Genomic DNA, 25040 nt, shown 5'->3' on the forward strand with positions numbered 1-25040 from the left:
ACGGTCTTGATCGGCGGACTTCCGCGGTTCGCCATGCGTGCTCCCAGCGCCTCGTCGGGTAGGCCAGTGCTACTTACTGTATACCTATCGGTAAAACTGGTGGCAAGGGTGCCCGTAAGCAATCGGCAGCAGCACGGCCGAGCGGCACGCCCGACGGGCGGACGGTCAGGTGTTCGCGCGAGACAGAACGGCGACCAGGAAGTCGGAGTCCGGGCCGAAGGGGCGCAGATCCCAGGTCGAGAGCAGGAGGTCGGGGGAGAGGCCGCTCGCGGCGGCGTCGGCGAGGAAGTCGTCGAACAAGTAGTCGCGGCCCGCGCCGAACCCGATCACCGCGCGCCCGCCGGGGGCCAGGTGCCCGGCGAAACGGGCGAGGACCGCGGTCCTGGTCGGTGGTGCGACGAAGGTGAGCACGTTGCCCGCGCACACGACGATGTCGAACTCGCCGGGCAGGTCGAGCTCGGCGAGGTCGCCGACCAGCCAGGTCGGGCCGGGGTGATCGGCGGTCGCGGCCGCGATCAGCACCGGATCCACATCGACGCCGACGACCGTGTGCCCGGCGGTGTGCAGATACCCGCCGACCCGCCCCGGCCCGCAGCCCGCGTCGAGCACCCGCGACCCGCGCGGCAGCATGGCGTCGACCAGCCGCGCCTCGCCGACGATGTCCGCACCCCGCGCCGCGAGCCTGCGGAAGCGTTCGATGTAGCGCGGGGAGTGGGTCGGGTCGGCGGCGGTGATCTCTTCCCACTTGCTCGGGATTCGCGGGTCCATGCTCCCAGTGTGTCCGCACCGGGCCACGGCATACTTGCCGGGTGTTGATCAGGGGAGCCCGCGCCGGCGACGTGGCGGCGATCGCCGCGCTGCACGCCGCGAGCTGGCGCACGGCGTACGCCGGGATGATGCCGGACGAGTTCCTGGACGGTGACCTGCCCGCGGACCGGCTCGCGGTCTGGCGCGAACGCTGCGCCGCCGCCGTCCCGCCCGGCCTGTTCATGGCCGAGGACGGCGGCGAGCTGCTCGGCTTCGGCTATGCGACCGCGACCCCCGACGGCCGGGTACTGCTCGACAACCTGCACGCTGCGCCCGGCCGCACCCGGGCAGGCATCGGGACACGGCTGCTCGGCACCGTCTTCGACTGGGCGGCGGCCGCCCACCCCGACCGCGGTGTCTACCTCGAGGTGCTCCAGGCCAACACCCCTGCCATCGCCTTCTACGAACGCCACGGCGGTATCCGGACCGACACGCGCACAGCCCATTTCGAGCAGGGCTTCGACCTCCCCGAGTTCGAGTACAGCTGGCCCGCCGGCTTCCGGCTGCACTGACGCTCTGTTAGGGTCGACCCCGTGACTGCCGGGTCGGCTTCGTGCCGTGAGCGAGACGGGTTCCCGGCCGCCCCCTGACCTCGGGGCGGGCCCGCGGCCCACCTGTTCCGTCGATGTGCGTATCGAATCATCCACGGAGCAAGGAGCTTTCATGTCACTATCCCAGGTCGAGGTGCGCTTCGACCACACCATCGTCGCCGCGAAGGACAAGCACGAGTCGGCGCGGTTCTTCACCGAGGTCTTCGGGCTGCCCGCGCCGCGGGAGTCCGGATTCTTCGTCGAGGTGCAGCTCACCGACGGCCGGGTCTTCGACTTCGCCGAGCCGCCCATCGACTTCCCCGGCCAGCACTACGCCTTCCACGTGAACGACGAGACCTTCGACCGGGTCATGGCGCAGCTGCACGAGCGCGGCGTCACCTACTGGGCCGACCCGCGGATGAGCAGGCCGGGGGAGATCAACACCAACCACGGCGGGCGCGGCGTCTACTTCGACGACCCGTCCGGGCACCACCTCGAGGCGCTCACCGCCCGCTACGACGGCTACCCGGCGCTGAGCTGACGGTGATGTTCGGCAGGTGACGAGCCGCCCCGGCCTCCGCTGACCCGGCGATGCCCGACATCGCCCTGCTCGACGGTGTGGTGCCGACACTGCTGCCGGTGTCGGCACTCACCGGGCTCGTCTGGCTGCTGGTGCACACCCGGCCGCGGCCGATCACCGCCTGCCTGGTCGCGGCCGCCGCGGTCACCGCGACCGCGGCCTGGCTGGCCACCGACGTGTGGCTGCTGTTCCCGGATCGGCTCGAGCCGCGCACCTACTGCTCGATCGGGGTCGCGGTACTCGCCGCGCTGCTCGCCCTGGCCGGGCGGCGCGCACTCGGCGCCCTGGTCGCGCTGCTGGTGATCGCCGCCTGCGCGAACCGGATCAACGCCGATTTCGCCGCCTACCCGACGCTGCGCTCGGTGTTCGAGCCGCACGCACCGAACGAGATCGCCTTCCGCGACGTGCGCCCCGCGCCTGCCGCGCAGCTCGATCCCGGCCCGCTCGAACAGACCTGGCAGCCGCCGCCCGGACTCCCCGCCACCGGGCGGATCACCCGCACCCGCATCCCCGGAACCGAATCCGGCTTCCAGGCCAGGCCCGCCGAGATCTACCTGCCGCCCGCCTACTTCGCGGTGCCGCGCCCGCGGCTACCGGTCCTGGTGCTGCTCTCCGGCCAGCCCGGCTCCCCGGACGATTGGCTCACCTCGGGCAACCTGGTTACCACCATGGACGGCTTCGCCGCCCGGCACCACGGCCTCGCCCCCGTGGTCGTCGTCGCCGACGGCACCGGCGGGACCTGGAAGAACCCGCTCTGCGCCGACACCGGCCGCGCCCGCGCCGCCACCTACCTCTCGGTCGACGTCCCCGCCTGGATCCACACCCACCTCACCGTGGCCGAGGAGGCCCGCGGCTGGGCGATCGCCGGCTCCTCCTACGGCGGTACCTGCGCGATCCAGCCGGCGCTGGCCCGGCCCGAGGTGTACCCGACCTTCCTCGGCATGTCCGCGGAGTCCCAGCCCAGCCTCGGTGATCCCGAGCGCACCCTGGGCGAGGGGTTCGACGGCGACACCGCCGCCTTCGCCCGCGCCGACCCGCTCGCGCTGCTGCGTGCCAGGAGTTACCCGGACACCGCCGGGGTGGTCTCCGTCGGCACCGCCGCCGACGACACCGTGCCGGAGGCGAAGAAGATCAGCGCGGCGCTGCGTGCCGCCGGCGTGCGGGTCCGGTTCCTCGAGGTGCCGGGCGGGCACGATTGGACGGTGTGGTCGGGGGTGCTGGAACAGGTGCTGCCCTGGCTCGCCGAGCGGTCGGGGGTGGTGGGATCGTCCTGACGCCGCCTCATCGCGCCGGCTCCGCCACCGGGAGGGTGCGGAACCGCATTCGCCACCGGAACACGGTGGCGCCGGTGCGCGATCCACCCCGCGACGATCCCCGACCGGCCCGAGCCCGGCGGGGAAGATCAGGACGGCGGCCAGCACGAGGTTCAGGGCCGCCACCGCCACGGCGTTGCGCGCCCCGGTGCGGGTGTCGCCGGTGCCGCCGAGCACCCCGCGCTGGTGCGCGGTGACCGCGGTGAACGGCAAGCCGCACAGCAGGAACCACAGCACGAGCGTGGCCTCCCCGCGATCCAGCCCGTCCGGCGCGGTGGCCCGCACCAGCAGTGGTGCCGCGACTCCCGCGCCCAGCGCGACCAGCGCGCCGATCACCGCGGTGGCGCGCAGCCCGGCCCGCGCCAGCGCCCGGATCGCCGCGGTGCCGTGGTGACCGAGCAGGGCGGTGTCGGTCGCGCCGAGCACCATCGTCGTGGCCGAGGTGAGCACAACCGGTACCGCGATATCGGCGACCTGCCGAACCCTCCCCATGGAGGGACTGTAGGTCCCGGGTACCGGCCAGCAGGTACCCGAATGTACCGAAACCTGCAATGACATGCGGGAACCGCCGATCGAGAATTCTTCTCACACGTTCGATTCACCGCACACCGAAGGAAGAACACCATGACCGCGACCGTCCGCTCCGATCTGATCCTCTCGCACAAGGTGGTCACCGCCGACGTGACCGCACCGTTCGACCACGTCGACATCGCGACCTGGCTGAAGACGCTGCCCACCCACGAGTACCAGCGCTGCGCCCCCGGCGATCACAAGGCGGCCGGCTACACCGTCGACGACGACGGCACGCCGATGTCGATCAATGTCGAGATGATCGGCACCGGGCTGGTCATCCAGCAGTACCGCTTCGAGGAGGCGAGCGCGCACTACTGCCGGATGGTCTCGCTCTCCGACGTGCTGACCCCCGCGGGCTGGACCACGACGCAGGTCATCTGGGAGCTCGGCATCGAGCAGCTCGAGGGTGACCGGCTGCGCTACATCAACACCGTCACCTCGCACCCGACCGAGCACTTCCTCGAGTTCATCACCGGCACCGGCCAGACGTTCGAGGAGGCGGCCGCCGCCAGGCAGCAGTCCTCGGGCGAGCACTGCGAGCTGGAGACGCCCCACTACGCGCGCAGCATCGCCGAGTACGCGATCGCCCACGCGGCCGCGGTCGCGGCCTGACAAGCGCCGAACTCCCGCCGAACGCCCGCCACAACCCCCGGAGCACCGACCACCATGACCGCAGCCATCCGATTCACCCGCCCCGGACCCCCGAGCGTGCTGCGCCTGGTGCCGGTCGAGCACCGGGCACCGGGGCCGGGCGACGTGCTCATCGCCGTCGAAGCCGCGGGCGTCAACAATGCCGACCTGCTCGAGCGCCGGGGGCACTACCCGGTACCCGCGGACGCACCGCCCGGGCTCGGACTCGAGTGCGCGGGCACGATCACCGCGGTGGGGCGCGAGGTGCGGGACAGGCAGGTCGGTGACCGGGTGTGCGCGCTGCTCGCCGGTGGCGGTTACGCCGAGGAGGTCGTCGTTCCCGCGGGGCAGGTGCTGCCCGTTCCGCGGGGACTCACCATGATCGAGGCGGCATCGTTCCCTGAGGTCGCCTGCACGGTGTACGCCAACCTCGCCATGCTCGCCGGGCTGCGGCGGGGGCAGTCGGTGCTCGTGCACGGTGCGGGCGGCGGGATCGGGTCGTTCGCGATCCAGTGGGCGGCCGCGATCGGCGCGACGGTGATCACGACCGCGGGCAGCCGGGCGAAGGTCGACGCCGCGTACGCGCTCGGGGCGCACACGGCGATCGACTACCGCACCGGCGATTTCGTCACCGCCACCCTCGACGCCACCAACGGCCGCGGGGTCGACGCCGTCCTCGACGTGGTCGGCGCCGACTACCTGCAGCGCAACCTGCGCTGCCTCGCCCCGGACGGGCACCTGGTCATCATCGGCGGCTCGGCGACCCGCACCCCGCTCGACCTGGGGGAGCTCATGGTCCGGCGGGCGAGCGTGTCGGCGACGATGCTGCGCGGGCGGCCGAAGGCGCAGAAGGCCGAGATCGTCGCGGGCGTCATCCGGGACGTGCTCCCGCTGATCGAGGCGGGCAGGATCCGGCCGGTGATCGACTCGGTGTTCCCGCTGGCGCAGGCCGGCCGCGCGCATGAACTGCTGGAGAGCGGGCGCACCGTCGGAAAGATCATCCTCACCTCGGGGGCGGTCTGAGCCGGGTGGCGACCCGCGCGCCGGTGTCGGCGAGCTCGGCCGGTTCGATGACGGCGACCGCGGCCTCGGCCTCGGCCGCCCCCGAGTGCCGGGGGAGCGCGGCGAGTGAACCGGCGAGGAAGCTCACCGCATCGCCGCCCGGGATCGGGCGGGGGGTGAAACGGGAGCCCGCCGGGCGTGGCTCGCCGATCCGGTCGAGCCGGAAGGTGCGCCAGTCGTCGCGGTCACGGTCCCAGGCCACAAGGTACCAGCGACGTCCCGCGGTGACGAGCTGGTGCGGCTGGACGAGCCGCGGGCTCTCCTCGCCGTCGCGGCGTCGGTAGCCGAAGCGCACCTCCTCGCGATCCCGGCACGCCGCGGCCAGTACGGCGAGCGCTCCGGGGTCGACGAGGTCCTCGTCGGTGATCCGCCGCAGCGAGGAGACGCTCGACTGCAGTGCGGATACCCGGCGTCGGAGCCGATGCGGCAGCAGCTGCTCGATTTTGATCGAGGCGCGCAGCGACGTCTCTTCGATTCCGCCGATATCGGCCTCCGCCGCGTAGCGCAGCCCGATCGCCACCGCGACCGCCTCGTCGTCATCGAGGATCAGGGGTGGCATGTGGGTTCCTGCCGCCAAGCGGTAGCCGCCGTATCGACCCGTCGTGGCGTCGACCGGATAGCCGAGCCCGCGCAGCCGGTCGATGTCGCGGCGCACTGTTCGCTCGGTGATCTCGAGGCGTTCGGCGAGTTCGGCGGCGCGCCAGAACCTGTGGGTCTGCAGGAGCGAGAGCAGGTGTAGTGCTCGGCCGGTGGGGTCTGTCGGCATTCGCTCACTGTGCCGCGCCTTCAGGACCGGACATGTCCGGAATGCGTTCTACGGTGGCGGCCGCATCCGAGAGAAGGAGTACGACATGGTCGATTTTCCCGAGCCCACGCTGGTCCCGGTCAATGGCATTCAGCTCGAAGTGTTCGAGGCGGGACGGGAGAATGCCGGGAATCCCATCGTGCTGTGTCACGGCTGGCCGGAACACGCCTTCGCCTGGCGCCATCAGATATCGGCTCTCGCCGAAGCGGGCTATCACGTCATCGTCCCGAACCAGCGGGGGTATGGGAATTCGTCGCGGCCGGTCGAGGTGACGGCGTACGACATCGAGCACCTGTCGGGCGATCTCGTCGGCCTTCTCGATCACTACGGCTATGAGGACGCCGTCTTCGCCGGTCAGGACTGGGGTGCGACCGTCGTCTGGGGCCTGGCCCTGCTGCACCCGGAGCGGGTGCGCACGGTGATCGCGCTGAGCGTGCCCTACCCCGAGCGCGGGGAGAAGCCCTGGGTCGAGTTCATCGCCGACATTCTCGGCAGCGATTTCTACTACGTCCACTTCAACCGGCACCCGGGCGTGGCCGACGCCGTATTCGACGCGAACACCGCGCGCTTCCTCCGCAACATGTTCCGCAAGAACCAGCCTCCCGGGCCGCAGCCGGGAATGGCGCCGATCGATCTCGCGAAGGCGGAGAAGCCCGTCGGCGAGCCCCTCATGAGCGACGACGAACTCGCCGTCTTCATCGCCGCCTTCGAATCATCCGGCTTCACCGGCGGCGTGAACTGGTACCGGAACGCCGACCGCAACTGGCACCTGCTCGCGGACGTCGACCCGATCGTCCGGCAGCCTGCCCTCATGATCTACGCCGACCGGGACGTGGTTCCGCGCGGCGCGAACCTGACGGAGTTCGTGCCCGATGTGGAGGTGGTCGAGCTGGATTGCGGTCATTGGATCCAGCAGGAGAAGCCGGAGGAGACGAATCGGGCGATCCTGAAATGGCTGGAACAGCAGGGATAGCGCGGGCACCAGCGGCCCCCGGCGAAGTCGCCGGGGGCCGCCGGGGAGTCTCGTGGTCGGCGGCGGGGACCCTGCCGCTCCTGCGGTCCGGACCGGGCGCTACTCGGCGATGAAGGCGAGGATGTCGGCGTCGAGCGCCTTCTGGTACTCGCCGTAGATGCCGTGCGGCGCGCCCGGGTAGACCTTCAGCGTGGCGTTGCGGACCAGCTTCACCGACTTCTCCGCGGCGGCGGCGATCGGCACGATCTGGTCGTCGCCGCCGTGCGCGATCAGCATCGGCACGTCGATGGCCTGCAGGTCGGCGGTCTGGTCGGTCTCGGAGAACGCCTTGACGCAGTCGTAGGCGGCGGAAAGGTTGACCAGCATGCCCTGGCGCCAGAAGTCGTCCTTGGCGCCTTGCGAGACCTGCGCGCCCTCGCGGTTGGCGCCGTAGAAGGACTCGGCCAGGTCCCGGTAGAACTGCGAGCGGTCGTTCAGCACGCCCGCGCGGATGCCGTCGAAGACCTCGATCGGGGTGCCCTCCGGGTTCTCCGGGGTCTGCACCATGAGCGGCGGGACCGCACCCGCGGTGATGAGCTTCGCGACCCGGCCGTTGCCGTGCTGGGCCGCATACCGCACGACCTCGCCGCCGCCGGTCGAGTGCCCGATCAGCACCAGGTCGCGCAGGTCGAGCGTGTCGACCAGGGCGGCGAGGTCGGCGGCGTAGGTGTCCATGTCGTTGCCGGTGCCGGTCTTGCCGGAGCGGCCGTGGCCGCGGCGGTCGTGCGCGATGGCCCGGTAGCCGGCGTCGGCGAGCAGCTTGAGCTCGAGCTGCCAGGCGTCGGAGGAGAGCGGCCAGCCGTGGCTGAGCAGCACCGGCTGGCCGGTGCCCTGCTCGGTGTAGTAGATCTCGGTGCCATCGGCGGTGGTGATGTACGGCATGGTGTCCTCCTGAGCGGGGTCTCTGTCCTGCTCAAGACTCGTCCGTGACGGTTGTCGTGTCGTCGCTGCTGACGCCCATTCCGGCCGGGGGCTGCCCGGTGCCCGAGTTTCCGGCTAGCCGGTATTGCCCTTCCCGGGTGGCGCTCCGACGGTGCGGTGCCGGTCAGCGGATCTGCGTCGCGATGGGGATGCGGGCCCGGACCGTTGTGCCTCGCCCCGCCGGGCTCACCAGGGTGAACTCGCCCTCGACGGCCTCGACCCGGTCGCGCAGGCCGACCAGGCCCGAGCCCTTCTCGGCGCGGGCGTCGCCGATGCCGTCGTCGGCCACCGCGAGCAGCAGGTCGTCGCCGTCGAGGTGCGCGGAGATCGACACCTCCGACGCCTGCGCGTACTTGGTGGTGTTGGTCAGCGCCTCGGCGACGACGTAGTAGGCGGTCACCTCGACCGGCTCCGGCAACCGGCCGGGCACCTCGACCCGCAGCGACACCGGCACCCGGGAGCGCCGGGCGAGGGTCTTGAGCGCGGGCCCGAGCCCGCCGCGGGACAGGATCGCGGGGTGGATGCCGCGGGAGAGCTCCTGCAGGTCGGTGTGCAGGTGGGTGACCGCGTCCACCAGGGCGTCGAGCCGGTCGCGCAGCGCGGGCTGGTCGTCGGGGATCGTGGCCTGCGCCGCGCGCAGATCCAGGCCGAGCACCACGACGCGCTGCTGCGCCCCGTCGTGCAGATCGCGCTCGATGGTGCGCCTGGCCTGGTCGGCGGCGGCGATGACCCGGGCGCGCGAGCGGGTCAGCGCGGCCCTGGCCTCGCTGTTGTAGACGGCGGTCGCCACCAGGTCGGCGAAGTCGGCGAGGCGCAGCGACAGCCCCTCGGGTGCGGCGCGCTCGGTGACGCCGACGACGATCGAGCCCCACGGCCGGTCCTCGACCGTGATCGGGACGCCGATGCCGCTCCGGATCCCGCGTGCGCGCAGCCGGTCGGCGATGGGGCCGGTGGCGCCCGCGTAGTCGAGGAGCGCGGGCGCGCCGGTCTCGGCGACCAGGGTGGAGACATTGGTTCCGCCGAGTGGCAGCCGCTCGCCGACCGTCAGGCCGTTGGCGGCCGCCCCCACCGCGGTGTCGTCGCGCGCGGCGAGCACCTCGCCGGTGCCGTCCGGGTGGAAGCGCAGCAGCGTGACGTGCTCGACCCCGAGTTCGTCGGCGAGTTCGGCGGTGACCGCGAGGAAGACCGCGCCCGGGTCGGCGCGGGCCGCGACCAGGGTGGCCACCCGGCGCAGCGCTGCCTGCTGCCGCCCGAGCGCGTCGGTGCGGGCGTAGAGCTCCTGGCGGTCGTGCGCGGCCGCGAGGAGTGCCTCCAGGTTGGGGACCATGCGCTCGACACGGCGGCGGTCGGCGTCGGGGAGATCGGCGGGGAAGACCAGCGCCGCTTCCGGGCGGTCGTCGTCGAACAGCGGGATGCCGCGCCGACCAGGGCCCACCGGCGCAGCGGGCTCGGCGAGGGTGATCCCGGGCAGTTCGAGCATCTCGGACAGGCGCGTGCTCGCCGCCGCGAGCGCGGCCGGACGGTCGGCGGCGCGCAGGACCGTGCGTGCCAGCGCGGCGGAGAGGTCGGCCTCGCGCCTGCGCTGATCGGAGTCGAGCGCGCGTGAGCGCGACTGCCCGACCAGCAGGTTGGTCAGCAGCGCGAGCACGAGGAAGACGACGACCGCTGGCACGAAGGTGCGGCCCTCGCTGCTCTCCACGGCGTGGAACCAGGTGTAGGCGCCCGCGCTGGCCACCGAGGTCGCCACCGCCAGCCGGAAATCCCAGCCCGCCGAGACCACGAGCACCCCGAACAGGAAGACGGCGCCGAACGCGTTCTCCGGAAAGACCTGCTTGAGCAGGTGCACGATCCCGAACTCGGCCGCGATCAGCACCATCGCCGTCAGCACGCCCCAGCGCAGCGGCGGCGCCGTCGGCCGCAGCACGACCGCGGCCGCCCGCTCCCACGGCGACCCGCGGTCGATATTCCGGCTAGCGGGCATGACCCGGCCTGCGCTCTCTGCCACCCTCGACAGTGTGAATGACCCCTACCCCGCGCGCTGCCTGATAGTGGACGACAATCCCACGTTTTGCGCCAAGGCACGCAGCGTGCTGGAGGACGGCGGGATCGCGGTGGTCGGCACGGCGTCGAGTCTGCGCGATGCGGTGGCGCTGGTGCGGTCGGCGCGCCCCGACCTCGCGCTGGTCGATATCGACCTGGGCGCGGAGAGCGGGTTCGACGTGGTCGAGGCGCTGCGCGCCGAGCCGGTCTCCCCGCTCGCGCTCGTGCTCATGTCCACCCACGACGAGCTCGAGTTCGCCGACCTGATCGAGGCGAGCCCGGCGGTGGGGTTCGTGCCCAAGTTCGCCTTCTCCACCGAGCTGATCCGCCGCATCGTCGGCTGAACGCCGCGGGTCAGGTGGTCGCGTCGAGGAAGATGATGACCGCCCGCACCCGGCGGTGATCGTCGGGCGTCTCGGTGAGGTCGAGCTTGGTCAGGATGCTGCGCACGTGCTTCTCCACCGTGCCCTCGCTGATCCACAGCCGCCTGCCGATGCCGGAGTTCGACAGCCCCTCGGCCATCAGGGTCAGCACCTCGCGCTCGCGCGCGCTGAGCGCCTCGAGCGGGTCGTCCCTGCGCCGGGCGGCGACGAGCTCCTGCACCAGGGCCGGGTCGATCACCGAGGCGCCGTTGGCGATCCGGTGCACGGTCTCGACGAAGTCGCTCACATCGGTGACCCGGCTCTTCAGCAGGTAGCCGATGCCCTTCCCGCCGTCCAGCAGCTCCAGGGCCTGGTCGACGTCGACGTGTGCCGAGAGGACGAGGATCGCGGTCTCGGGGAATTCCCTGCGGATGCGCAGGGCGGCGTCGAGGCCCTCGGCGGTGTGGGTCGGGGGCATGCGGATGTCGACCAGGGCGAGGTCGGGGCGTTCGTTCGCGACGATGGTGAGGAGCTGCTCGGCGTCGCCCGCCTGGCCGATCACCTCGACGTCCGCGTTCGTGAGCAGGCTGGCCAGGCCCTCGCGGAGAAGGATGTCGTCGTCGGCGAGTGCTACACGCATCAGGGTCGGGCCTCCGGTCGCGGGCGCATGCTCGGCTCCTCTGGTCTGTTCGCCCGGCCGGGCGCGTGGCATTGCACTGTATCGGGCATCGCGAACCGCCGCTGCCGCGCGTTCGGCACCGATCGGTCGGCATACTCGATGGCTGCCTGCTGTCCGAGCGGCGGGACGGCGCGGGGGTTGTCGCGCCGTGCACGGATCGAACGGTTCCGTACGACCTGGAAAGGCGCGATGACCTACGAACCCGCCCCGTTCTTCCTGCGCCTCGCCGCCAGGATCCTCGATCTCGCCTTCTGCCTGGTCCTCACCTTCGCGGTGGCGATACCGGTGGGGCTGCTGGTCCTTCCGGTAGCGGCCCTGGCCGGCGAATCCGCCGAGGATGCCGTGCTCACCCTCGGCATCTGGCTGTGCTACTTCATCGCCTACGTGGGGCTCGAAGTGTTCCTGCTGATGCGTCGTGACGGCCAGACACTGGGCAAGGGGCTGCTGGGATTGCGGGTCGTGCCCGCGGGGGAGTGGGCGCGGCCGCGCCTGGCCCCGGGACCGGCGACCATCCGCATGCTGATCATCTTCCTCCCCTTCGTCTTCATGTCGCTGGCCGGCTCCTACCCCGAGTCGGAGCTCCTCGACGGAATCGCCCTGGCCGGGGTCTTCGTCTCGCTCGTCAGCCTGGTGCTCGCGACGCTCCCCGGCCGGCGCCGAGCCGTGCACGACCTGGCTGCGCGGAGCCGCGTGGTGCGAGCGCCGCGGCGAAAGATCGAGCTGAGGAAGGATCTGCCGATGGCGCTTCCCGGCAAGGTGGATCTGGGCAAACGTTCCTGAAGTGCCGCGGTACGCACGCGAATCGGCCCGGAGCCGAGGCTCCGGGCCGATTCGGGAGAGCGCGGGTTACCGCACCGCGTTGCGGCGCCCGGTGACCAGGTTGACCAGGAACAGCAGGATGACCGCGCCACCGAGGCAGGTGAAGAAGCTGAACCACAGCCCCCCGCCCTCGACGTCGACGCCGAGCAGCTTCAGGAGGAAACCGCCCAGCAGGCCGCCGATCACGCCGACGACGATGTTGAGCAGGATGCCCTGCTGGGCATCGGTCTTCGCGATCTTGCTGGCGATCCAGCCCGCCAGGCCACCGATGATGATCCAGCCGAGGATTCCGAGACCGAGCATGGCACTCTCCGTTCTTTCCGAAACTGTTGGTGCGCGCCCTCATACGCGCCCCATCCAGTCCGCGGCATACCCCGGCTTCTCCGGCTCAATCACTCCGGTTCCGGCGAATTCACCGCAGGGTGCCCGCGGGTCGCGCCGGTCGGCGCCGAGCAGCTCGGCCATGGCCTGCTTGGTCGTCCCGGCTCGGTCGGCCGAGCCGCTCACGGTGGTGCCGGTGTCGTCCACGTGCTGGAAGACGGCGCTGTGCGCCGCCCGTACCCGGTCGCGGCCAGGCGGGCGAACGCGAGTTCGTCGAGCGCGGTGAAGGCGTCGCGGAGCAGTACCGCGGTGTTGGACGGGCGGGGGCGCCGAGCATGGAGCAGGTGCTCGCGCTGGCCGAGCGGCACGGGATCGTGATGCTCGGGGCCGGTGCCGAGCGGCGGCTGACCGGGGTGTTCCGGAAATCTCCGCACCGGTGCGGGAGTTCTCCGGAACATGCCCGGCGGAGGGGCCGTCAGCCGATCGGCGCCGGAGCGAAACCGTTCGCGCGCAGCACCTCTGCGGTGGCCGTCGCCATTTCCAGCGCGCCGGGGGTGTCGCTGTGCACGCAGAGCGCCAGCGCGGTGGCATCGTCCGGTGCGACGGCCACCATCCCGCCGTCGACCGCGCGCACCCGGCGCTCGGTCACCATGGTCAGCGCCCGCCGGGCGGCCTCCTCGACCTCGGTGACCAGCGCCGCCGGGTGCGCCCGCGACACCAGCCGCCCCTCGGTGGTGTAGCCGCGGTCGACGAAGACCTCCGCGATGGTGGCGATCCCGCGTTCGCGGGCCCGATTCCACACCTCGGTGTCGTACTGGCACAGCAGCGCCAGCCCGGGATCGACCAGCTCCACCGCCTCCGCGATGGCCGCCGCCTGCTCGACGTGCTCGGCGGCCACGTTGTACAACGCACCGTGCGCCTTCACATAGGTCACCTCGGTGCCCGCGATCCGGGCGAAGGCCTGGAGCGCCCCGATCTGATAGACGATCTCGTTGACCAGCGTCGGGCGGGCGACGTCGATGAAGCGGCGCCCGAAACCGGCCAGGTCCCGGTAGGAGACCTGCGCGCCGATGGAGACGCCCAGCTCGGCGGCGAGCGCGGTGGTGCGGCGCAGGATGTCGGGGTCGCCGGCGTGGAAGCCGCAGGCGATATTGGCCGCCGAGACCTGGGCCATGAGCGCGGACTCGTCGTGGTTGCCCCACACGCCGAAGCCCTCGCCGATATCGGTGTCCAGGTGCACTCGCATGCGTAGCCCTCCGGTGCGGTCGCGGGTCGGCGCTCGTATCGTACGCAGTCCGTGCGGCCATCAGGCGCGCCGAGCAGCCCGTGAACGCCGCGCTCGAGCCGGTCGGCGTCACCGTGCCCACCATGACCACGATCCTGACCGAGCAGCGGGAGCGCGGGCTCATCGAGCGCAACCCGCACGAATGGCACCGCACTGTGCCGGAGACCCGGCTGACCCCCGCGGTGGAGAGGTCATCGCAACCCGGGCGGAGCGCTAGTCCGTGGCCCGCGCCGGGCCGGCCAGCTGCAGCAGCCGCACCCAGTCGACCGTGGGTGCGGCGGACCGCACACCCGGCCGGTTCGCGGGAACGCGCACGCGCAGGGCGCCGGGCTCGATCGTGCAGCGCACGGGGGTGTCGAGCAGCAGCGATTCGCCGTCGACGCCGACCGGAATCCGCGGGGCGGCGGTGTCGACGGTGACGGTGGTGGCGTCCAGGCGGGTCAGCCCGTCGGTGCGGGTGCGGCGCAGCAGCCGGATGGCGGCGCCGGTGCTCGCCACCGCGACCGCGGCGACACCGAGCACGCCGCGGTCGAGCCGCTCCCGGCGGCTCAGCCCGGCCAGATCGCCGGAGCCGTAGGGGTTGTTGCTCACCAGGATCGCCTGCGGGGCGACGATTCTCGTCTCGTCCGCGTGCGCGATGAGCAGCGCCGAGCCGGGGCCGGTCAGCAGGTCGGGGAGCCGTGCGAGGACGGTGCGGGTCTTGTCGTCGCGGTAGGCCGGGTCCTCGACGATCTCGGCGTAGACGCCGAAGGAGGCGTTGTTGACGAAGGGGCGCCCATTGATCCGGGCGAGGTCGACGCGCAACTCGACCCCGTCGGTGAGCGCGGTCAGCCCGGCGGCCGGGTCTGCGCGGTCCAGCCCCAGGTCCATGGCGAAGTGGTTGCGGGTGCCCGCGCTGATCACCAGGAACGGCAGCCCGTGCTCGGCCGCCACCCCGGCGACCAGGGCCTGGGTGCCGTCGCCCCCGGCCACCCCGAGCAGGTCCGCGCCGCGCGCGACGGCCGCCCGCGCGAGCGCGACGACATCGATCGGCTCGGGGCCGTCCAGCAGCGCCACCTCGGCACCGAGTTCGGCGGCCCGGCGCGGCAGGTCGAAGGCCACCACCTTCCCGCCGCCGGAGCGCGGATTCATGATCAGGAAGGGGTGCTCGACATCCGGTGCGAGGTGCTCGAGCACGGGGGAGCGCGGCCGGCGCAGCGCCGCCCTGGCGGCGAGCAGGGCCAGCACCGCGAGCCCGGCGGCGAGCAGCACCACCCACAGCAGGTGCCCGCGCACGAAGACGACCACCACGACGATCGGCGCCGCCACCGCCACACCGACAGCCGCCGCCCGCAACACCCCGCGCCGGGTGAGCGCCCAGTACAGCGCCGCCACGGTCAACACGACGCCACCCGCCCCTACCGCGAGCAGCAGTACGGCGCCCCGCAACCCCGCCACCGCGATCGGGAGCACCGCGGCGACCAGCGCGCACAGCAGCGCGGCGCGCGCGAACCAGGGGTGCGCGCTCACGATTCCGCCCGCCGGTCGAACGCCTCGACCGCCGCTTCGACGGTCGGATAGAAGTGGCCCGGACCGAACCGGTCCCCGACGCTGAACCGGATGAGCCGGTCCTTGATCGGCCCCTTCATCTCGGCGAAGGCCAGCCGGATCCCCCTGCCCTCCAGGAAGCGGTCGAGGTCGACGAGTTCGTCGACTGCGGTGGTGTCCAGCCCGGTGATCGGCTCGGCGGCCACGACCACCCACTCGGCAGGCGTCGGGGCGCGGGCCACCACCGAGCGCACGTAGGAGTCGAAGATCTCGCCGTTGGCGAAGAACAGCGGCGCGTCGAACCGCACCAGCACCAGCCCCGGAATGCGGTGGCCGTCGGGGTGGCGCTCGATGTCGTGGAAGCCGGGGCGGGCCGGGGTGCGCACCAGCTCGGTGCGGTAGGGCTGCCAGGCGTGAACCACCACGGCCAGGAACGACAGCCCGATCGCGACCAGAATGCCCTGCAGCACCCCGACCAGCGCGACCCCGAGCAGCGCGGCGGCGGCCAGCGCGCACTCGACCCTGCTCATCCGCCACATCCGGACCAGCCCGCCGACATCGATCAGCGCGGAGGCGGCCACGATCACGACCGCGGCCAGCGTCGCGTCCGGCAGGTAGGCGGTGACACCGGGCGCGACCAGCACGAACAGCAGCACCGCGGCGGCGCCCACCACCCCGGCCAGCTGGGTGTGCGCGCCGCTCTGCTCGGCGACGGGGGTGCGCGAGCCGCTCGCCGAGATCGGGAAGCCGCCGAAGAGTCCGCCTGCGATGTTCGCGACGCCGATCGCCTTCATCTCGGTGTTGCCGTTCACCTCGGTGCCGTGCCTGGCGGCGAAGGTCCGCGACAGCACGCCGGTGTCGGCGAACGCGATCAGCGCGATCCCCGCCGCCGGTCCGACCAGCCGCCCGACCTCGCCCCAGTCGACGCCGCCGAAGGTCGGCAGCGGAAAACCGCTCGGCAGCGCCCCCACCATGCCGATGTCGCCGGTCAGCCCCGCCGCCGCGGACAGCACGACGGCGCCGACCACGGCGACGAGCACCCCCGGCACCGCGGGCAGGAGCAGGCGGAAGCCGACGATCACCGCCAGCGACCCGAGCCCGACGGCCGCCGCGAGCGGCTGCACCGCGCCGGAGCCGAGCGCGCGCCCGATCTCGGCGATCTCACCCAGCAGGCCGTCGGCGTCGACGGCGAAGCCGAGCAGTTTCGGTACCTGCCCCACCAGCACGATGAGCGCGATGGCGTTCAGGTAGCCGAGCCGGATCGGCTTGGAGAGCAGCTCGGTGACGAAGCCGAGCCGGAGGAACCCGCCGAGCAGCAGGATCAACCCGACCAGCACCCCGAGCAGGCCGGCCAGCGCGATCGCGGTCGCCGGGTCGTCCGCGACGGCGAGCGGGAGCACGGCGGCGGCGATGAGCGGCGCGAGCGACGAGTCCGGCCCGAGGACGAGGATGCGCGACGGACCGCAGAGCGCGTAGGCGAGCAGCGGCACGATGGTGGCGTAGAGGCCGGTGTAGGCGGGCAGCCCGGCGGCCTCGGCGTATCCCATGCCCGCGGGGATGAGCAGGGCGGTCAGCACCAGCCCCGCGGTGAGGTCGTCGCGCAGCCACTCCCTGCGGTACTGCCGCGCGGTGACGATGCCGGGCAGCGCGGCGAGCGACGGCAACGGATTCATCGCGCCCGTCCTTCCTGCTCGACGCTGCCGCAAGTATCCGCCCGCGATGCTGGTTCCACCTCACCCATCGCGGGTGACTAGTGCGTGAGAAAGACCTTCACCACGACCACCGCCGTCGCCGCCGCGGTGACGAGCAGCGCCTGGATCAGCGTGGAACGGTGTGGCTTCCGCCCCTGCAACCGCCGGACGACGAAGGCGGTGCCGCCGATCCGGACCAGCACGGTGACCTCCGCCAGCACCTGCGCGGTACGCGGTTCGAGCCAGCCGAGCCAGGCGCAGGCCAGGATCGCGCAGGGCAGCAGCGCCGCGGTCAGGATGGGGAGCGAGTCGCGCAGCTCGCCCCTGCGGTCGACCGAGGTCAGCGTGCGGTTCTCCCGGATGCTCTGCCCGATGCTCTCCGCGAAGGCGTGCGCGACGAAGGTCGAGAGCGCCGCGCCCACCACGATCAGGATGCCCACGTGCCCCGGGCTGACCGGGATCGGGATCAGCGCGGCCAGGATCAGGACATTGCCGTAGACGTAGGCGCTGATCCGCGCGGCCGCCCGGTGCCGGTCGAGCGGCAGCCCGCCGGCGAACAGCGGGCGGTGCAGCAGCGCGGGCCTGCTCACCGGCGGGCGGGGGATCGCGGCACGGAGGCTCCTTCCGGGGAAGCTGCTCCCCAGCGAACTACGCGGCGTGCGCCGTGTCGAGCGATCGCCCGGATCTCACCCGATACGGGTGAGCACCGCCGCCCGCGCGATGGCCGCCAGCTTGGTGGCGACCCCCGGACGCGCGCGCAACCGCGGGTGCTGCGAGATATCGGTGAGCACACCGATCGCCGCCAGCGCGAGCGCCCGCGCGTCCTCGGCGGCGAGCCCCTCGCTGCGCGCGAGGATCGCCTGCACCCACTCGGCGACGTATTCGCGCTGGGTCTCGCGCAGCGCCGTCTGCTCCTGCTCGGGCAGGTAGAGCAGGTCGGCGGCGAGGATACGCATGATCCGGCCGTGCATGCCGAGCGTCTGCCGGATGTATCCGGCGATCAGCGCGTCGAGCACCTCGGCGGGGTCGGAGACCGCGGCGAGGGTCTCCGCGGTGACGTAGAGCAGCCCCTCGGCGCCGCGGTGCAGGATCGCCCGCAGCACCTCGGTCTTGCTGCTCGCGTACTGGTAGAGCGTGCTCACCGACATCTCCGCACCCGCGGCGATGTCGTCGATGCGGACGTCGTAGAAGCCGCGCTCGTCGAAGAGCTCGGTGGCGGCGGCGAGGATGCGTTCGCGCCTGCCCGCCGGGAGGCGGGGCGCGGTGGCGGGCGGTGGCGGTTCGGTGGCGGCGGGCAGTTCGCAGGCGGCGATGGCGCGGGCGATGGCGGACTGCAGTTCGCGCAGCCGCTCCGCGGTGAGGGTGCCGCGGATGCCACTGGTGTTGGAGTACATCGTGAGGACGGCGAAGCCGAGCAGCTCCGCGTCGGGTGCGGGCAGCTCGGGGCGGATGCCGCGGATGCCGTCCGCGATCCGCGCGGTCACCTGGACGAAGTTCTCCTCGAAGACCGCGCGCTGCGCCGGTTCCAGGTGCCGCTGCTCGCGACGCCACAGGGTGGCCTCGTCGTGGTGCGCGGTGAGATCGCCGAGGCCGTCGAGCAGCAGGTCGAAGCGCTGCCGCGGGGTGCCGCCCGCGGTGTCGGCGCGGATGGCGAGCTCGTCGACCATGGCCACCTGCCGCATGAGCGCGGCGACCAGGATGGCGTTCTTGCCCTTGAAGTGCCGGTAGACCGCGGGCCCGGTGAGCCCGACCGCGGCGCCGATCTGGTCGATGCCGACGTTCTGGTAGCCGAGCGTGCGGAAGAGCTCACCGGCGGCGGCCGCGATCTGGTCGGCGCGGCGGCCGCGGCGCGCGGGCGCCGGGGCGGTGTCGGCGGGGCGGGCCATCAGCGTCGCTCGGTGGGCTCGGTCATCGCTCCAGTTTCGCATTCCGCCGCGGCCGGAGTCAGCATGGCGTGCGCGAGGACTCGCCGCTCGGCGTCGATGTCCGGGCGGGTGCGGCCGCGGCCGGTCGGGGAGAGGTCGGTGACGACGCCGATCACCGCGAGCGCGACCGCGGTGACGTAGAGCAGCCCCTCGGCGCCGCGTTCGAGGATGGCCCGCAGGATCAGCGTCTTGGTCGGGCGTTCCCGGCGCCCGGCGGGGGTGCGTTCGGCCGCCCGCGGTGTCGCGGCTCCGGCGCCGCCGGGCAGCGCGCAGCCCACCACCGCGCGGGCGCGCGCGCCCTGCACCGCGGCCGGCCGCGCGTCGTCCAGCCCGACGCGGATCTCGGGGGTGTTGCCGAAGAGCGAGAGCGGGGCCAGCGAGAGCAGCTCGAGGCCGCCGTCGTTGAGGTCGGGCCCGGCGGCCGCGAGCGCGGATCGGGTGTGGCCGAGCGCCTCGTCGATGCTCACGTCGCGGTACCCGGCGTCGCGGAACAGCACCGCGGCCGCCCGCATGATCTGTGTACTGCGCCGTGTCATCCAGTCCCCTCAAGTGTCGGAGTGAATACTAACAGTAGGCAGTATCTGTGCAGTAAATGGCGCTATTGACTCAAGAGGGGATCAAAGTTTACATTCACTCGAGAGACTTGGATCACAGCTAGCGAGGAGCCGCGACATGTACCCCGGCCGACTCGTCTCCGAGCACCCCGACCGGCCCGCGATCATCATGGCCGGTACTCGCGAGACGCTCACCTACCGGCAACTGGACGAGCGGGCCAATCGGCTCGCCCACCACTTCCGCGCCATCGGCCTGCGCCGCACCGACCCGATCGCGATCTTCATTGAGAACCACCTCGAGCTGATCGTGACCATGGCCGCCGCCGAACGCACCGGCCTGTACTACACGCCGGTGAACTCGTTCCTCGCCGCGGAGGAGGCGGCCTACATCGTCCGCGACTGCGGCGCGAAGGTCGTGATCAGCAGCACCGCGAAAGCCGAGGTGGCGCGAAGACTTCCCGGGTTGTGCCCGGACGTCGAGCACTGGCTCATGGTGGACGGCGCCGAGCCGCCGTTCCTGGACTTCGCGACGGTGCTCGCGGGCTACCCGGTGACGCCGGTCGAGCGCGAGCGGCTCGGCACGCCGATGTTCTACTCCTCCGGCACCACCGGGCGGCCCAAGGCGGTCAAGCGGCAGCTGCCCGATGTCGCGCCGGACACCCAGCTCGGCATCGAGGAGATGGGCAAGCGGCTGTTCCACATGCGGGAGGGGATGGTGTTCCTCTCCCCGGCGCCGCTCTACCACTCGGGCCCGCAGTCCACGATCTCCATCGGATTGCGGCTCGGCGCAACGCATATCGTCATGGAGCGGTTCGACGCGGAGGCGTTCCTCGCGCTGCTGGCGGAGTTCCGGGTGACGCACACGATGGTGGTGCCGACCATGTTCTCCCGGCTGCTGAAGCTGCCCGCCGAGGTCCGCGGCCGGTACGACCACTCGACGCTCGAGGTGGCGGTACACGGCGCCGCGCCGTGCCCGCGCCAGGTCAAGCAGGACATGTTCGACTGGTGGGGGCCGGTGATCTACGAGTACTACGGCGGCACCGAGGCCAACGGCACCTGCGGCTGCACGCCGGAGGAGTGGCTGGCACACCCCGGCACCGTCGGCCGCGCCTTCTTCGGCGAGATCGTCATCCTGGACGAGAGCGGCGATCCGCAGCCGCCCGGCACCCCGGGGGACATCTGGTTCCGGGGCGGCAACAGCTCGTTCGAGTACCTCAACGATCCGGGCAAGACCGCCGAGGCCCGCGACCCCGGCGGCACCATGTCCACGATCGGCGACATCGGCTACCTGGACGAGGACGGGTACCTGTTCCTGACCGACCGGCAGGCGTTCGTCATCATCTCCGGCGGGGTGAACATCTATCCGCAGGAGATCGAGAACCTGCTCGTCACGCACCCCGAGGTCATGGACGCGGCCGTGTTCGGCGTCCCCGACGAGGATTTCGGCGAGGCGGTGCAGGCGGTGATCCAGCCGTTCGACCCGGACGGGGCCTCGCCGGAGCTGGCCGAACGGCTGCGGGCGTTCTGCCAGGAGCACCTGGCCCGGTTCAAATGCCCGCGCTCCTTCGACTTCATCGAGGAGATGCCGCGGCTGCCGACAGGGAAGTTGTACAAGCGGACGCTGCGGGATCGGTACTGGCCGCAGGAGTCGCACCGGACGCCGTCCCCGCCGCGCCGAAGTCCGGCGTAACCCGTCGGCGATCAGGGGAACCGAGAAGGCCACGCACCATCGAGGGTGCGTGGCCTTCGTCGATTCCGCGGCGCTCCGGACGGGCGACCGCGAACAGCTGTCCGGGTCGACGGAGCGTCACGCCTGCGTTCCCGCGGTGGTGGCGGCGAGCGCCCGCATATCGGGGACGAACGGCTGGTGCGCCAGCAGCCCGCCGTCCACCCGGATCGTCTCCCCGTTGATCCCGCGCGACTCGTCCGAGGCGAGGAACAGGTACACCTGCGCCAGCTCGGCCGGGCCGTTCAGGTCGGGCGACGGGGTGTGCCGCCGGTAGATGTCGGTGATGGCGGGCGGCAGGTTCCGGGCCGGGGGCGTGCGGGTGGTCCCGGGGCAGATGGCGTTGCAGCGCACGCCCTCCGGCCCGTACTGGGTCGCGGTGTAGGCGGTGAGCGCGAGCAGCGCGGCCTTGGTGCAGCCGTAGCCGGTGAGGCTGGTGTCGCCGGCGAAGGCGTGCGTGGAGGAGGTGTTCACGATCGACCCGCCGCCCGACCGCAGATGCGGGAGGGCGTGTTTGGTGGTGAGCAGGGCGCTGCGCAGGTTCACCGCCATGACGTCGTCCCACACCTCGATCGGCATGGTCGCGACCTCGCCGTCGCCGCCGGGGAAGACGCCGGCGACGTTCATCAGCAGGTGCAGCCCGCCGAAGGTGGAGACGGTGGTCTCGACCAGGGCGGCGATCTGCTCCTCGGAGCGCAGATCGGTCTCCACGGCGAGCGCCACCCCGGACCCGTGCTCGGCTTCGAGCTGCTTCGCCAGCGCCTGGGCGCCGTCGATATCGATATCCGCGAGGACCACGCGCGCGCCCTCGGCGGCGAAGGCGGCGGCGGTGGCACCGCCGATGTTCAGTCCGCCGGGGTCGACGAGGGTGGCGCCGGTGACGATGGCGGTGCGGCCGGTGAGTCTAGCCATGGCGGTGTCCTTCGGTGAGGTGGAAATCGGTGAGGTCGGGGTGGGCGGTGCGGGCGAAGTAGTCCGGGACGGCCCAGGGGGAGTTGGTGACGACGCGGCCGGAGCTGTTGCGGTAGTAGTTCCGCACCCCGTCCTGCGCGTAGACCATGGCGGCATTGGCGGCGTCGAGCTCGGCGTTGTACCGCTCGTAGACCTCCGGCCGCACCTCGACGGCCGCGAGGTCGTCGCGGACCATGCGGGTGAGCAGCTCGACCACGTAGCGCACCTGCGCCTCGGCGGTCACCAGGTAGCTGCCGCCGGGCGGGTTGGTGTTCGGGCCGTAGAGGAAGAACAGGTTCGGGAAGTGTGGCGCGGTGATGCCCAGGTAGGCGCGGCCGTCGTCGTCGCCCCAGGATTCGCGCAGCTCGAGCCCGTCGCGCCCGCGCAGCCGCAGCGGATGCAGGAAGCGCTGCTGCTGGAAGCCGGTGCAGAGCACGAGGGTGTCGATCTCGTGCGTCTCGCCGGACGGGGTGACCAGTGCCCGCTCGGTCAGGTGGTCGATGCCGTCGGTGACCAGGCTGACGTGCGGGCGGCGCAGGGTGGCGAACCAGCCGTTGTCCAGCAGCAGCCGCTTGCCGAAGGGCGGGTGCTCCGGCGTGGCCTTGGCGATGAGATCGGCCCGGTCGCCGAGCTGGGTCTCCAGGTAGCGGGTGAAGAAGCCGCGGAAGGCGTCGTTGAGCGAGCTGACCCGCTTGCCCTTCGCCGCCGCCTTCGGGTCGACGCGCAGCGCGGCGTAGGTGCGCTCGGTGTAGAGCCAGTACAACCGGAACCGGAACCAGGCCCGGTAGAACGGCACCTGCCGGAAGAGCTGGTGCCGCGCCTCCGGCTGCGGCAGGAAGTAGTGCTCGTTCGGCGCGATCCAGTGCGGTTCGCGCTGCAGCACCACGAGCCGCTCGGCCTCGTCGGCGACGGCGCACACCAGCTGCATGGCGCTGGCCCCCGCACCGACCACCGCGACCCGCTTGCCCGCGACCTCGGTGCCCTCCGGCCAGCGCGCGGAGTGCACCACCTCGCCGGTGAAGTCGGCGAGCCCGGTGAAGTCGGGGATGTTCGGGGTCCTGTGCAGTCCGGCGGCGGTGATGAGCGCGGTGCAGCGGATGGTCTCGGTGGCGGTGGTGACGACCCACTCGTTCGCGGCGGCGTCCCACTCCGCGTGCTCGACGGCGACCCCGTACTCCAGGTGCGGCGCCAGCTCGAAGTGGTCGATCAGGTCGTCGATGTAGCCGACGATCTCGTCCCGCCTGGCGAAGTTCTCGCTCCAGTCCCGCGGGAAGAACGAGTACGAGTACAGATTGCTCGGGATATCCACGCGCGCACCGGGATACCGGTTCTCGAACCAGGTGCCGCCGGGCCGGTCGTTGCGCTCCAGCACCCGGAACGGGATGCCCGCCCGCTCGAGGTGCACCGCGGCGGCGAGCCCGGAGAACCCGGCGCCGACCACCACCACCGAGAACCCGGTCGGCAGCCGGGACGAGACGTCCTCCGGCACGAACGGGGTGAACCCCAGCTGCTCGGCCGCGAGCGGCGCGTACGTCTCGGGAATCGGCTCGCCCATGACCGCGCTCATGAGCTCGACCAGCTCGGCCGGGCCCGGCTCCGGATGCACGGCAGGCGTGCCCGCCGACCACGCGGTCACCGCGTCGGCCGCGGCCGCCCGCACCTCCGCGGCGCGCTCGGCGGGCAGCCCGCCGTCGTCCAGGTCCTCGAAGCCGACGGTGCGGGCCACCCGGTACGGCTCGCCGAGCCAGCGCCGGTCCCCGGTGAGCTGGAACAGCACGCCGAGCAGGCACGGGACGTTCGCCGACTCGAGCGCGCGGCGCAGCTCGCCGGGGTCGACGGCGGGGGCGGGGTCGAGCAGGCTGCTCACGAGATCTCCTTGCCGATGGCGACGACCGTGCGGACGGCGTCGAGGCGTTCGGTGGGGTCGGTGGCCATCGGGGTGACGTTCACCAGGGACACGCCGGCCGCGCGCAGCGCGTGCAACCGTGCGCGAAGGTGCGCGGGGTCGCCGATGAGGGTGGTGGCCCGGACCAGCTCGTCCGGCACCGCAGCGACCGCCTCCTTCGTGCGCCCGGCGAGGAAGTGCTCCTGCACCTCGGCGGCTTCGCCCGCGAAGCCGTAGGCGGCGACGAGCCGGTTGTAGAAGTTCTGCTCGCGCGAGCCCATCCCGCCGATGTAGAGCGCGAGCTGCGGCTTGGCGGCGTTCAGCAGCGGTGCCGGATCGCCGTCGGTGACCGCGAGCGGCGCGCGGGCGATGATCTCCAGCGGCGGCAGCGTCTCCGCGCGCTTCGCCTTCCCCGCGGCCAGCGCCGCACCCCAGACCTGCTCGGCGCGCTCGGGATGGAAGAAGATCGGCTCCCAGCCCTCGGCCAGTTCGGCGGTGAGCTCGACCATGCGCGGGCCGAGCGCCGCGATCGAGATCGGAATACCCGGGCGCACGGGGTGATTGATGAGCTTGAGCGGTTTGCCGAGCCCGGTGCCGCGCTCGGGGTCGAGCGGAATCCGGTAGTGCCTGCCCTGGTGCCGCAGCGTCTCCCGGCGCCACACCGCCCGGCAGATATCGATGGTCTCCCTGGTCTTACCGAGCACCCCGTCGAAGGGCAGCCCGTGGAACCCCTCCACCACCTGCGGCCCCGAGGAGCCGAGCCCGAGCCGGGCCCGCCCCGCCGCCACGTGGTCCAGCCCGGCCGCGGTCATGGCGATCAGGGTCGGGGTCCGGGTGTCCAGCGGCAGCACGCCGGTGGCGATCTCGATCGTCTCGGTGCGGGCCGCGAGGTAGGCGAGCTGGGTGACCGCGTCGAAGGTGTAGGCCTCGCCGACGGTGACCGAGGCCAGCCCCGCCCGCTCCCAGGCGGCGACCTCCTCGGCGACCTCGGCCATCGGCCGCCCGAACTCCAGTACTGTCCCGATGCGCATGGCGCGCTCCT

27 protein-coding genes are annotated in these 25040 nt (G+C 72.2%); 10 read left to right on the forward strand and 17 right to left on the reverse strand.

Annotated elements, in window-relative coordinates:
- Positions 1-165: 165 nt before the first annotated feature.
- Positions 166-768: a class I SAM-dependent methyltransferase gene (locus tag ACFO0B_RS02050; protein ID WP_378610540.1), complete on the reverse strand. Its 603-nt coding sequence runs from the start codon at positions 766-768 to the stop codon at positions 166-168.
- 41 nt (positions 769-809) lie between these two features.
- Between ACFO0B_RS02050 and ACFO0B_RS02055 the strand changes: the two genes are divergently transcribed.
- The 6 genes from ACFO0B_RS02055 (at position 810) to ACFO0B_RS02080 (ending at position 5456) form a co-directional block, all read left to right on the forward strand.
- Positions 810-1319 (forward strand): GNAT family N-acetyltransferase, encoded by a 510-nt coding sequence (locus ACFO0B_RS02055; RefSeq protein WP_378610541.1) that lies wholly within the window; start codon positions 810-812, stop codon positions 1317-1319.
- Positions 1320-1470: 151 nt separating this feature from the next.
- Entirely contained in the window at positions 1471-1878 is a 408-nt protein-coding gene (locus ACFO0B_RS02060; protein WP_378610542.1) for a VOC family protein, read from the forward strand.
- 50 nt (positions 1879-1928) lie between these two features.
- Positions 1929-3191 carry an alpha/beta hydrolase gene (locus tag ACFO0B_RS02065; RefSeq protein WP_378610543.1) on the forward strand — a complete coding sequence of 421 codons (1263 nt, stop codon included), beginning with the start codon at positions 1929-1931 and terminating at the stop codon, positions 3189-3191.
- Positions 3192-3393: 202 nt separating this feature from the next.
- A complete protein-coding gene (locus tag ACFO0B_RS02070) occupies positions 3394-3624 on the forward strand; it encodes a hypothetical protein (RefSeq protein ID WP_378610544.1) in 231 nt (76 codons plus the stop codon).
- A gap of 230 nt (positions 3625-3854) precedes the next feature.
- Positions 3855-4415: a hypothetical protein gene (locus ACFO0B_RS02075; RefSeq protein WP_378610545.1), complete on the forward strand. Its 561-nt coding sequence runs from the start codon at positions 3855-3857 to the stop codon at positions 4413-4415.
- Positions 4416-4469: 54 nt separating this feature from the next.
- Positions 4470-5456: an NAD(P)H-quinone oxidoreductase gene (locus ACFO0B_RS02080; RefSeq protein ID WP_378610546.1), complete on the forward strand. Its 987-nt coding sequence runs from the start codon at positions 4470-4472 to the stop codon at positions 5454-5456.
- Here the strand turns inward: ACFO0B_RS02080 and ACFO0B_RS02085 are convergent.
- A complete protein-coding gene (locus ACFO0B_RS02085) occupies positions 5437-6261 on the reverse strand; it encodes a helix-turn-helix transcriptional regulator (protein ID WP_378610547.1) in 825 nt (274 codons plus the stop codon). The two genes, ACFO0B_RS02080 and ACFO0B_RS02085, sit on opposite strands and share 20 nt — an antisense overlap.
- A gap of 85 nt (positions 6262-6346) precedes the next feature.
- On the opposite strand from ACFO0B_RS02085, the gene ACFO0B_RS02090 reads away from it, so the two are divergent.
- Positions 6347-7273, forward strand: coding sequence for an alpha/beta fold hydrolase (locus tag ACFO0B_RS02090; RefSeq protein ID WP_378610548.1), 927 nt, complete (start codon positions 6347-6349; stop codon positions 7271-7273).
- Positions 7274-7372: 99 nt separating this feature from the next.
- Here the strand turns inward: ACFO0B_RS02090 and ACFO0B_RS02095 are convergent, their stop codons facing one another.
- Both ACFO0B_RS02095 and ACFO0B_RS02100 read right to left on the reverse strand, forming a co-directional pair.
- Positions 7373-8194, reverse strand: a complete 822-nt coding sequence (locus ACFO0B_RS02095) for an alpha/beta fold hydrolase (RefSeq protein WP_378610549.1) — start codon at positions 8192-8194, stop codon at positions 7373-7375.
- A 163-nt stretch (positions 8195-8357) separates the two neighbouring features.
- Positions 8358-10238 carry an ATP-binding protein gene (locus ACFO0B_RS02100; protein WP_449289782.1) on the reverse strand — a complete coding sequence of 627 codons (1881 nt, stop codon included), beginning with the start codon at positions 10236-10238 and terminating at the stop codon, positions 8358-8360.
- Positions 10239-10248: 10 nt separating this feature from the next.
- Between ACFO0B_RS02100 and ACFO0B_RS02105 the strand changes: the two genes are divergently transcribed.
- Positions 10249-10617 (forward strand): response regulator, encoded by a 369-nt coding sequence (locus ACFO0B_RS02105; RefSeq protein ID WP_378610550.1) that lies wholly within the window; start codon positions 10249-10251, stop codon positions 10615-10617.
- 10 nt (positions 10618-10627) lie between these two features.
- On the opposite strand, the gene ACFO0B_RS02110 is transcribed toward ACFO0B_RS02105, so the two are convergent.
- Entirely contained in the window at positions 10628-11275 is a 648-nt protein-coding gene (locus ACFO0B_RS02110) for a response regulator (RefSeq protein ID WP_378610551.1), read from the reverse strand.
- Positions 11276-11503: 228 nt separating this feature from the next.
- Between ACFO0B_RS02110 and ACFO0B_RS02115 the strand changes: the two genes are divergently transcribed.
- Entirely contained in the window at positions 11504-12094 is a 591-nt protein-coding gene (locus ACFO0B_RS02115) for an RDD family protein (protein ID WP_378610552.1), read from the forward strand.
- A gap of 66 nt (positions 12095-12160) precedes the next feature.
- Here the strand turns inward: ACFO0B_RS02115 and ACFO0B_RS02120 are convergent, their stop codons facing one another.
- From ACFO0B_RS02120 to ACFO0B_RS02160, 9 genes are all read right to left on the reverse strand, one after another.
- Positions 12161-12436: a GlsB/YeaQ/YmgE family stress response membrane protein gene (locus tag ACFO0B_RS02120; RefSeq protein ID WP_378610553.1), complete on the reverse strand. Its 276-nt coding sequence runs from the start codon at positions 12434-12436 to the stop codon at positions 12161-12163.
- A 39-nt stretch (positions 12437-12475) separates the two neighbouring features.
- The gene (locus ACFO0B_RS02125; protein ID WP_378610554.1) at positions 12476-12661 is read right to left on the reverse strand and encodes a hypothetical protein; all 186 of its coding nucleotides are present in this window, start codon (positions 12659-12661) and stop codon (positions 12476-12478) included.
- The gene (locus tag ACFO0B_RS02130) at positions 12637-12822 is read right to left on the reverse strand and encodes a hypothetical protein (RefSeq protein WP_378610555.1); all 186 of its coding nucleotides are present in this window, start codon (positions 12820-12822) and stop codon (positions 12637-12639) included. Before ACFO0B_RS02130 ends, ACFO0B_RS02125 begins: the two co-directional genes overlap by 25 nt.
- Before the next feature lie 107 nt (positions 12823-12929).
- Positions 12930-13700: a LamB/YcsF family protein gene (locus ACFO0B_RS02135; RefSeq protein ID WP_378610556.1), complete on the reverse strand. Its 771-nt coding sequence runs from the start codon at positions 13698-13700 to the stop codon at positions 12930-12932.
- A gap of 252 nt (positions 13701-13952) precedes the next feature.
- Positions 13953-15248 (reverse strand): diacylglycerol/lipid kinase family protein, encoded by a 1296-nt coding sequence (locus tag ACFO0B_RS02140; RefSeq protein WP_378610557.1) that lies wholly within the window; start codon positions 15246-15248, stop codon positions 13953-13955.
- A complete protein-coding gene (locus ACFO0B_RS02145; RefSeq protein ID WP_378610558.1) occupies positions 15245-16939 on the reverse strand; it encodes a SulP family inorganic anion transporter in 1695 nt (564 codons plus the stop codon). Before ACFO0B_RS02145 ends, ACFO0B_RS02140 begins: the two co-directional genes overlap by 4 nt.
- Before the next feature lie 77 nt (positions 16940-17016).
- Positions 17017-17547, reverse strand: coding sequence for a hypothetical protein (locus ACFO0B_RS02150; RefSeq protein ID WP_378610559.1), 531 nt, complete (start codon positions 17545-17547; stop codon positions 17017-17019).
- Between the two features lie 96 nt (positions 17548-17643).
- Complete coding sequence (locus ACFO0B_RS02155; RefSeq protein ID WP_378610560.1) at positions 17644-18843, reverse strand: TetR/AcrR family transcriptional regulator; 1200 nt, start codon at positions 18841-18843, stop codon at positions 17644-17646.
- Positions 18843-19418, reverse strand: a complete 576-nt coding sequence (locus ACFO0B_RS02160) for a hypothetical protein (RefSeq protein ID WP_378610561.1) — start codon at positions 19416-19418, stop codon at positions 18843-18845. Before ACFO0B_RS02160 ends, ACFO0B_RS02155 begins: the two co-directional genes overlap by 1 nt.
- A 136-nt stretch (positions 19419-19554) precedes the next feature.
- Between ACFO0B_RS02160 and ACFO0B_RS02165 the strand changes: the two genes are divergently transcribed.
- The gene (locus tag ACFO0B_RS02165; protein WP_378610562.1) at positions 19555-21126 is read left to right on the forward strand and encodes an AMP-binding protein; all 1572 of its coding nucleotides are present in this window, start codon (positions 19555-19557) and stop codon (positions 21124-21126) included.
- A 117-nt stretch (positions 21127-21243) separates the two neighbouring features.
- Here ACFO0B_RS02165 and ACFO0B_RS02170 read toward each other — a convergent pair whose 3' ends face one another.
- The 3 genes from ACFO0B_RS02170 to ACFO0B_RS02180 are packed head-to-tail and all read right to left on the reverse strand — an operon-like array spanning position 21244 to position 25029.
- The gene (locus ACFO0B_RS02170; protein ID WP_378610563.1) at positions 21244-22074 is read right to left on the reverse strand and encodes an SDR family NAD(P)-dependent oxidoreductase; all 831 of its coding nucleotides are present in this window, start codon (positions 22072-22074) and stop codon (positions 21244-21246) included.
- On the reverse strand, positions 22067-23980 hold the full coding sequence (locus ACFO0B_RS02175) for a flavin-containing monooxygenase (protein WP_378610564.1): 1914 nt from the start codon (positions 23978-23980) through the stop codon (positions 22067-22069). Before ACFO0B_RS02175 ends, ACFO0B_RS02170 begins: the two co-directional genes overlap by 8 nt.
- Positions 23977-25029: an LLM class F420-dependent oxidoreductase gene (locus ACFO0B_RS02180; RefSeq protein WP_378610565.1), complete on the reverse strand. Its 1053-nt coding sequence runs from the start codon at positions 25027-25029 to the stop codon at positions 23977-23979. The genes ACFO0B_RS02175 and ACFO0B_RS02180 overlap by 4 nt, the downstream gene beginning before the upstream one ends.
- Between the last annotated feature and the right edge of the window lie 11 nt (positions 25030-25040).

The sequence above is a fragment of the Nocardia jiangsuensis genome, from assembly GCF_042650385.1.
GTDB lineage: Bacteria > Actinomycetota > Actinomycetes > Mycobacteriales > Mycobacteriaceae > Nocardia > Nocardia jiangsuensis.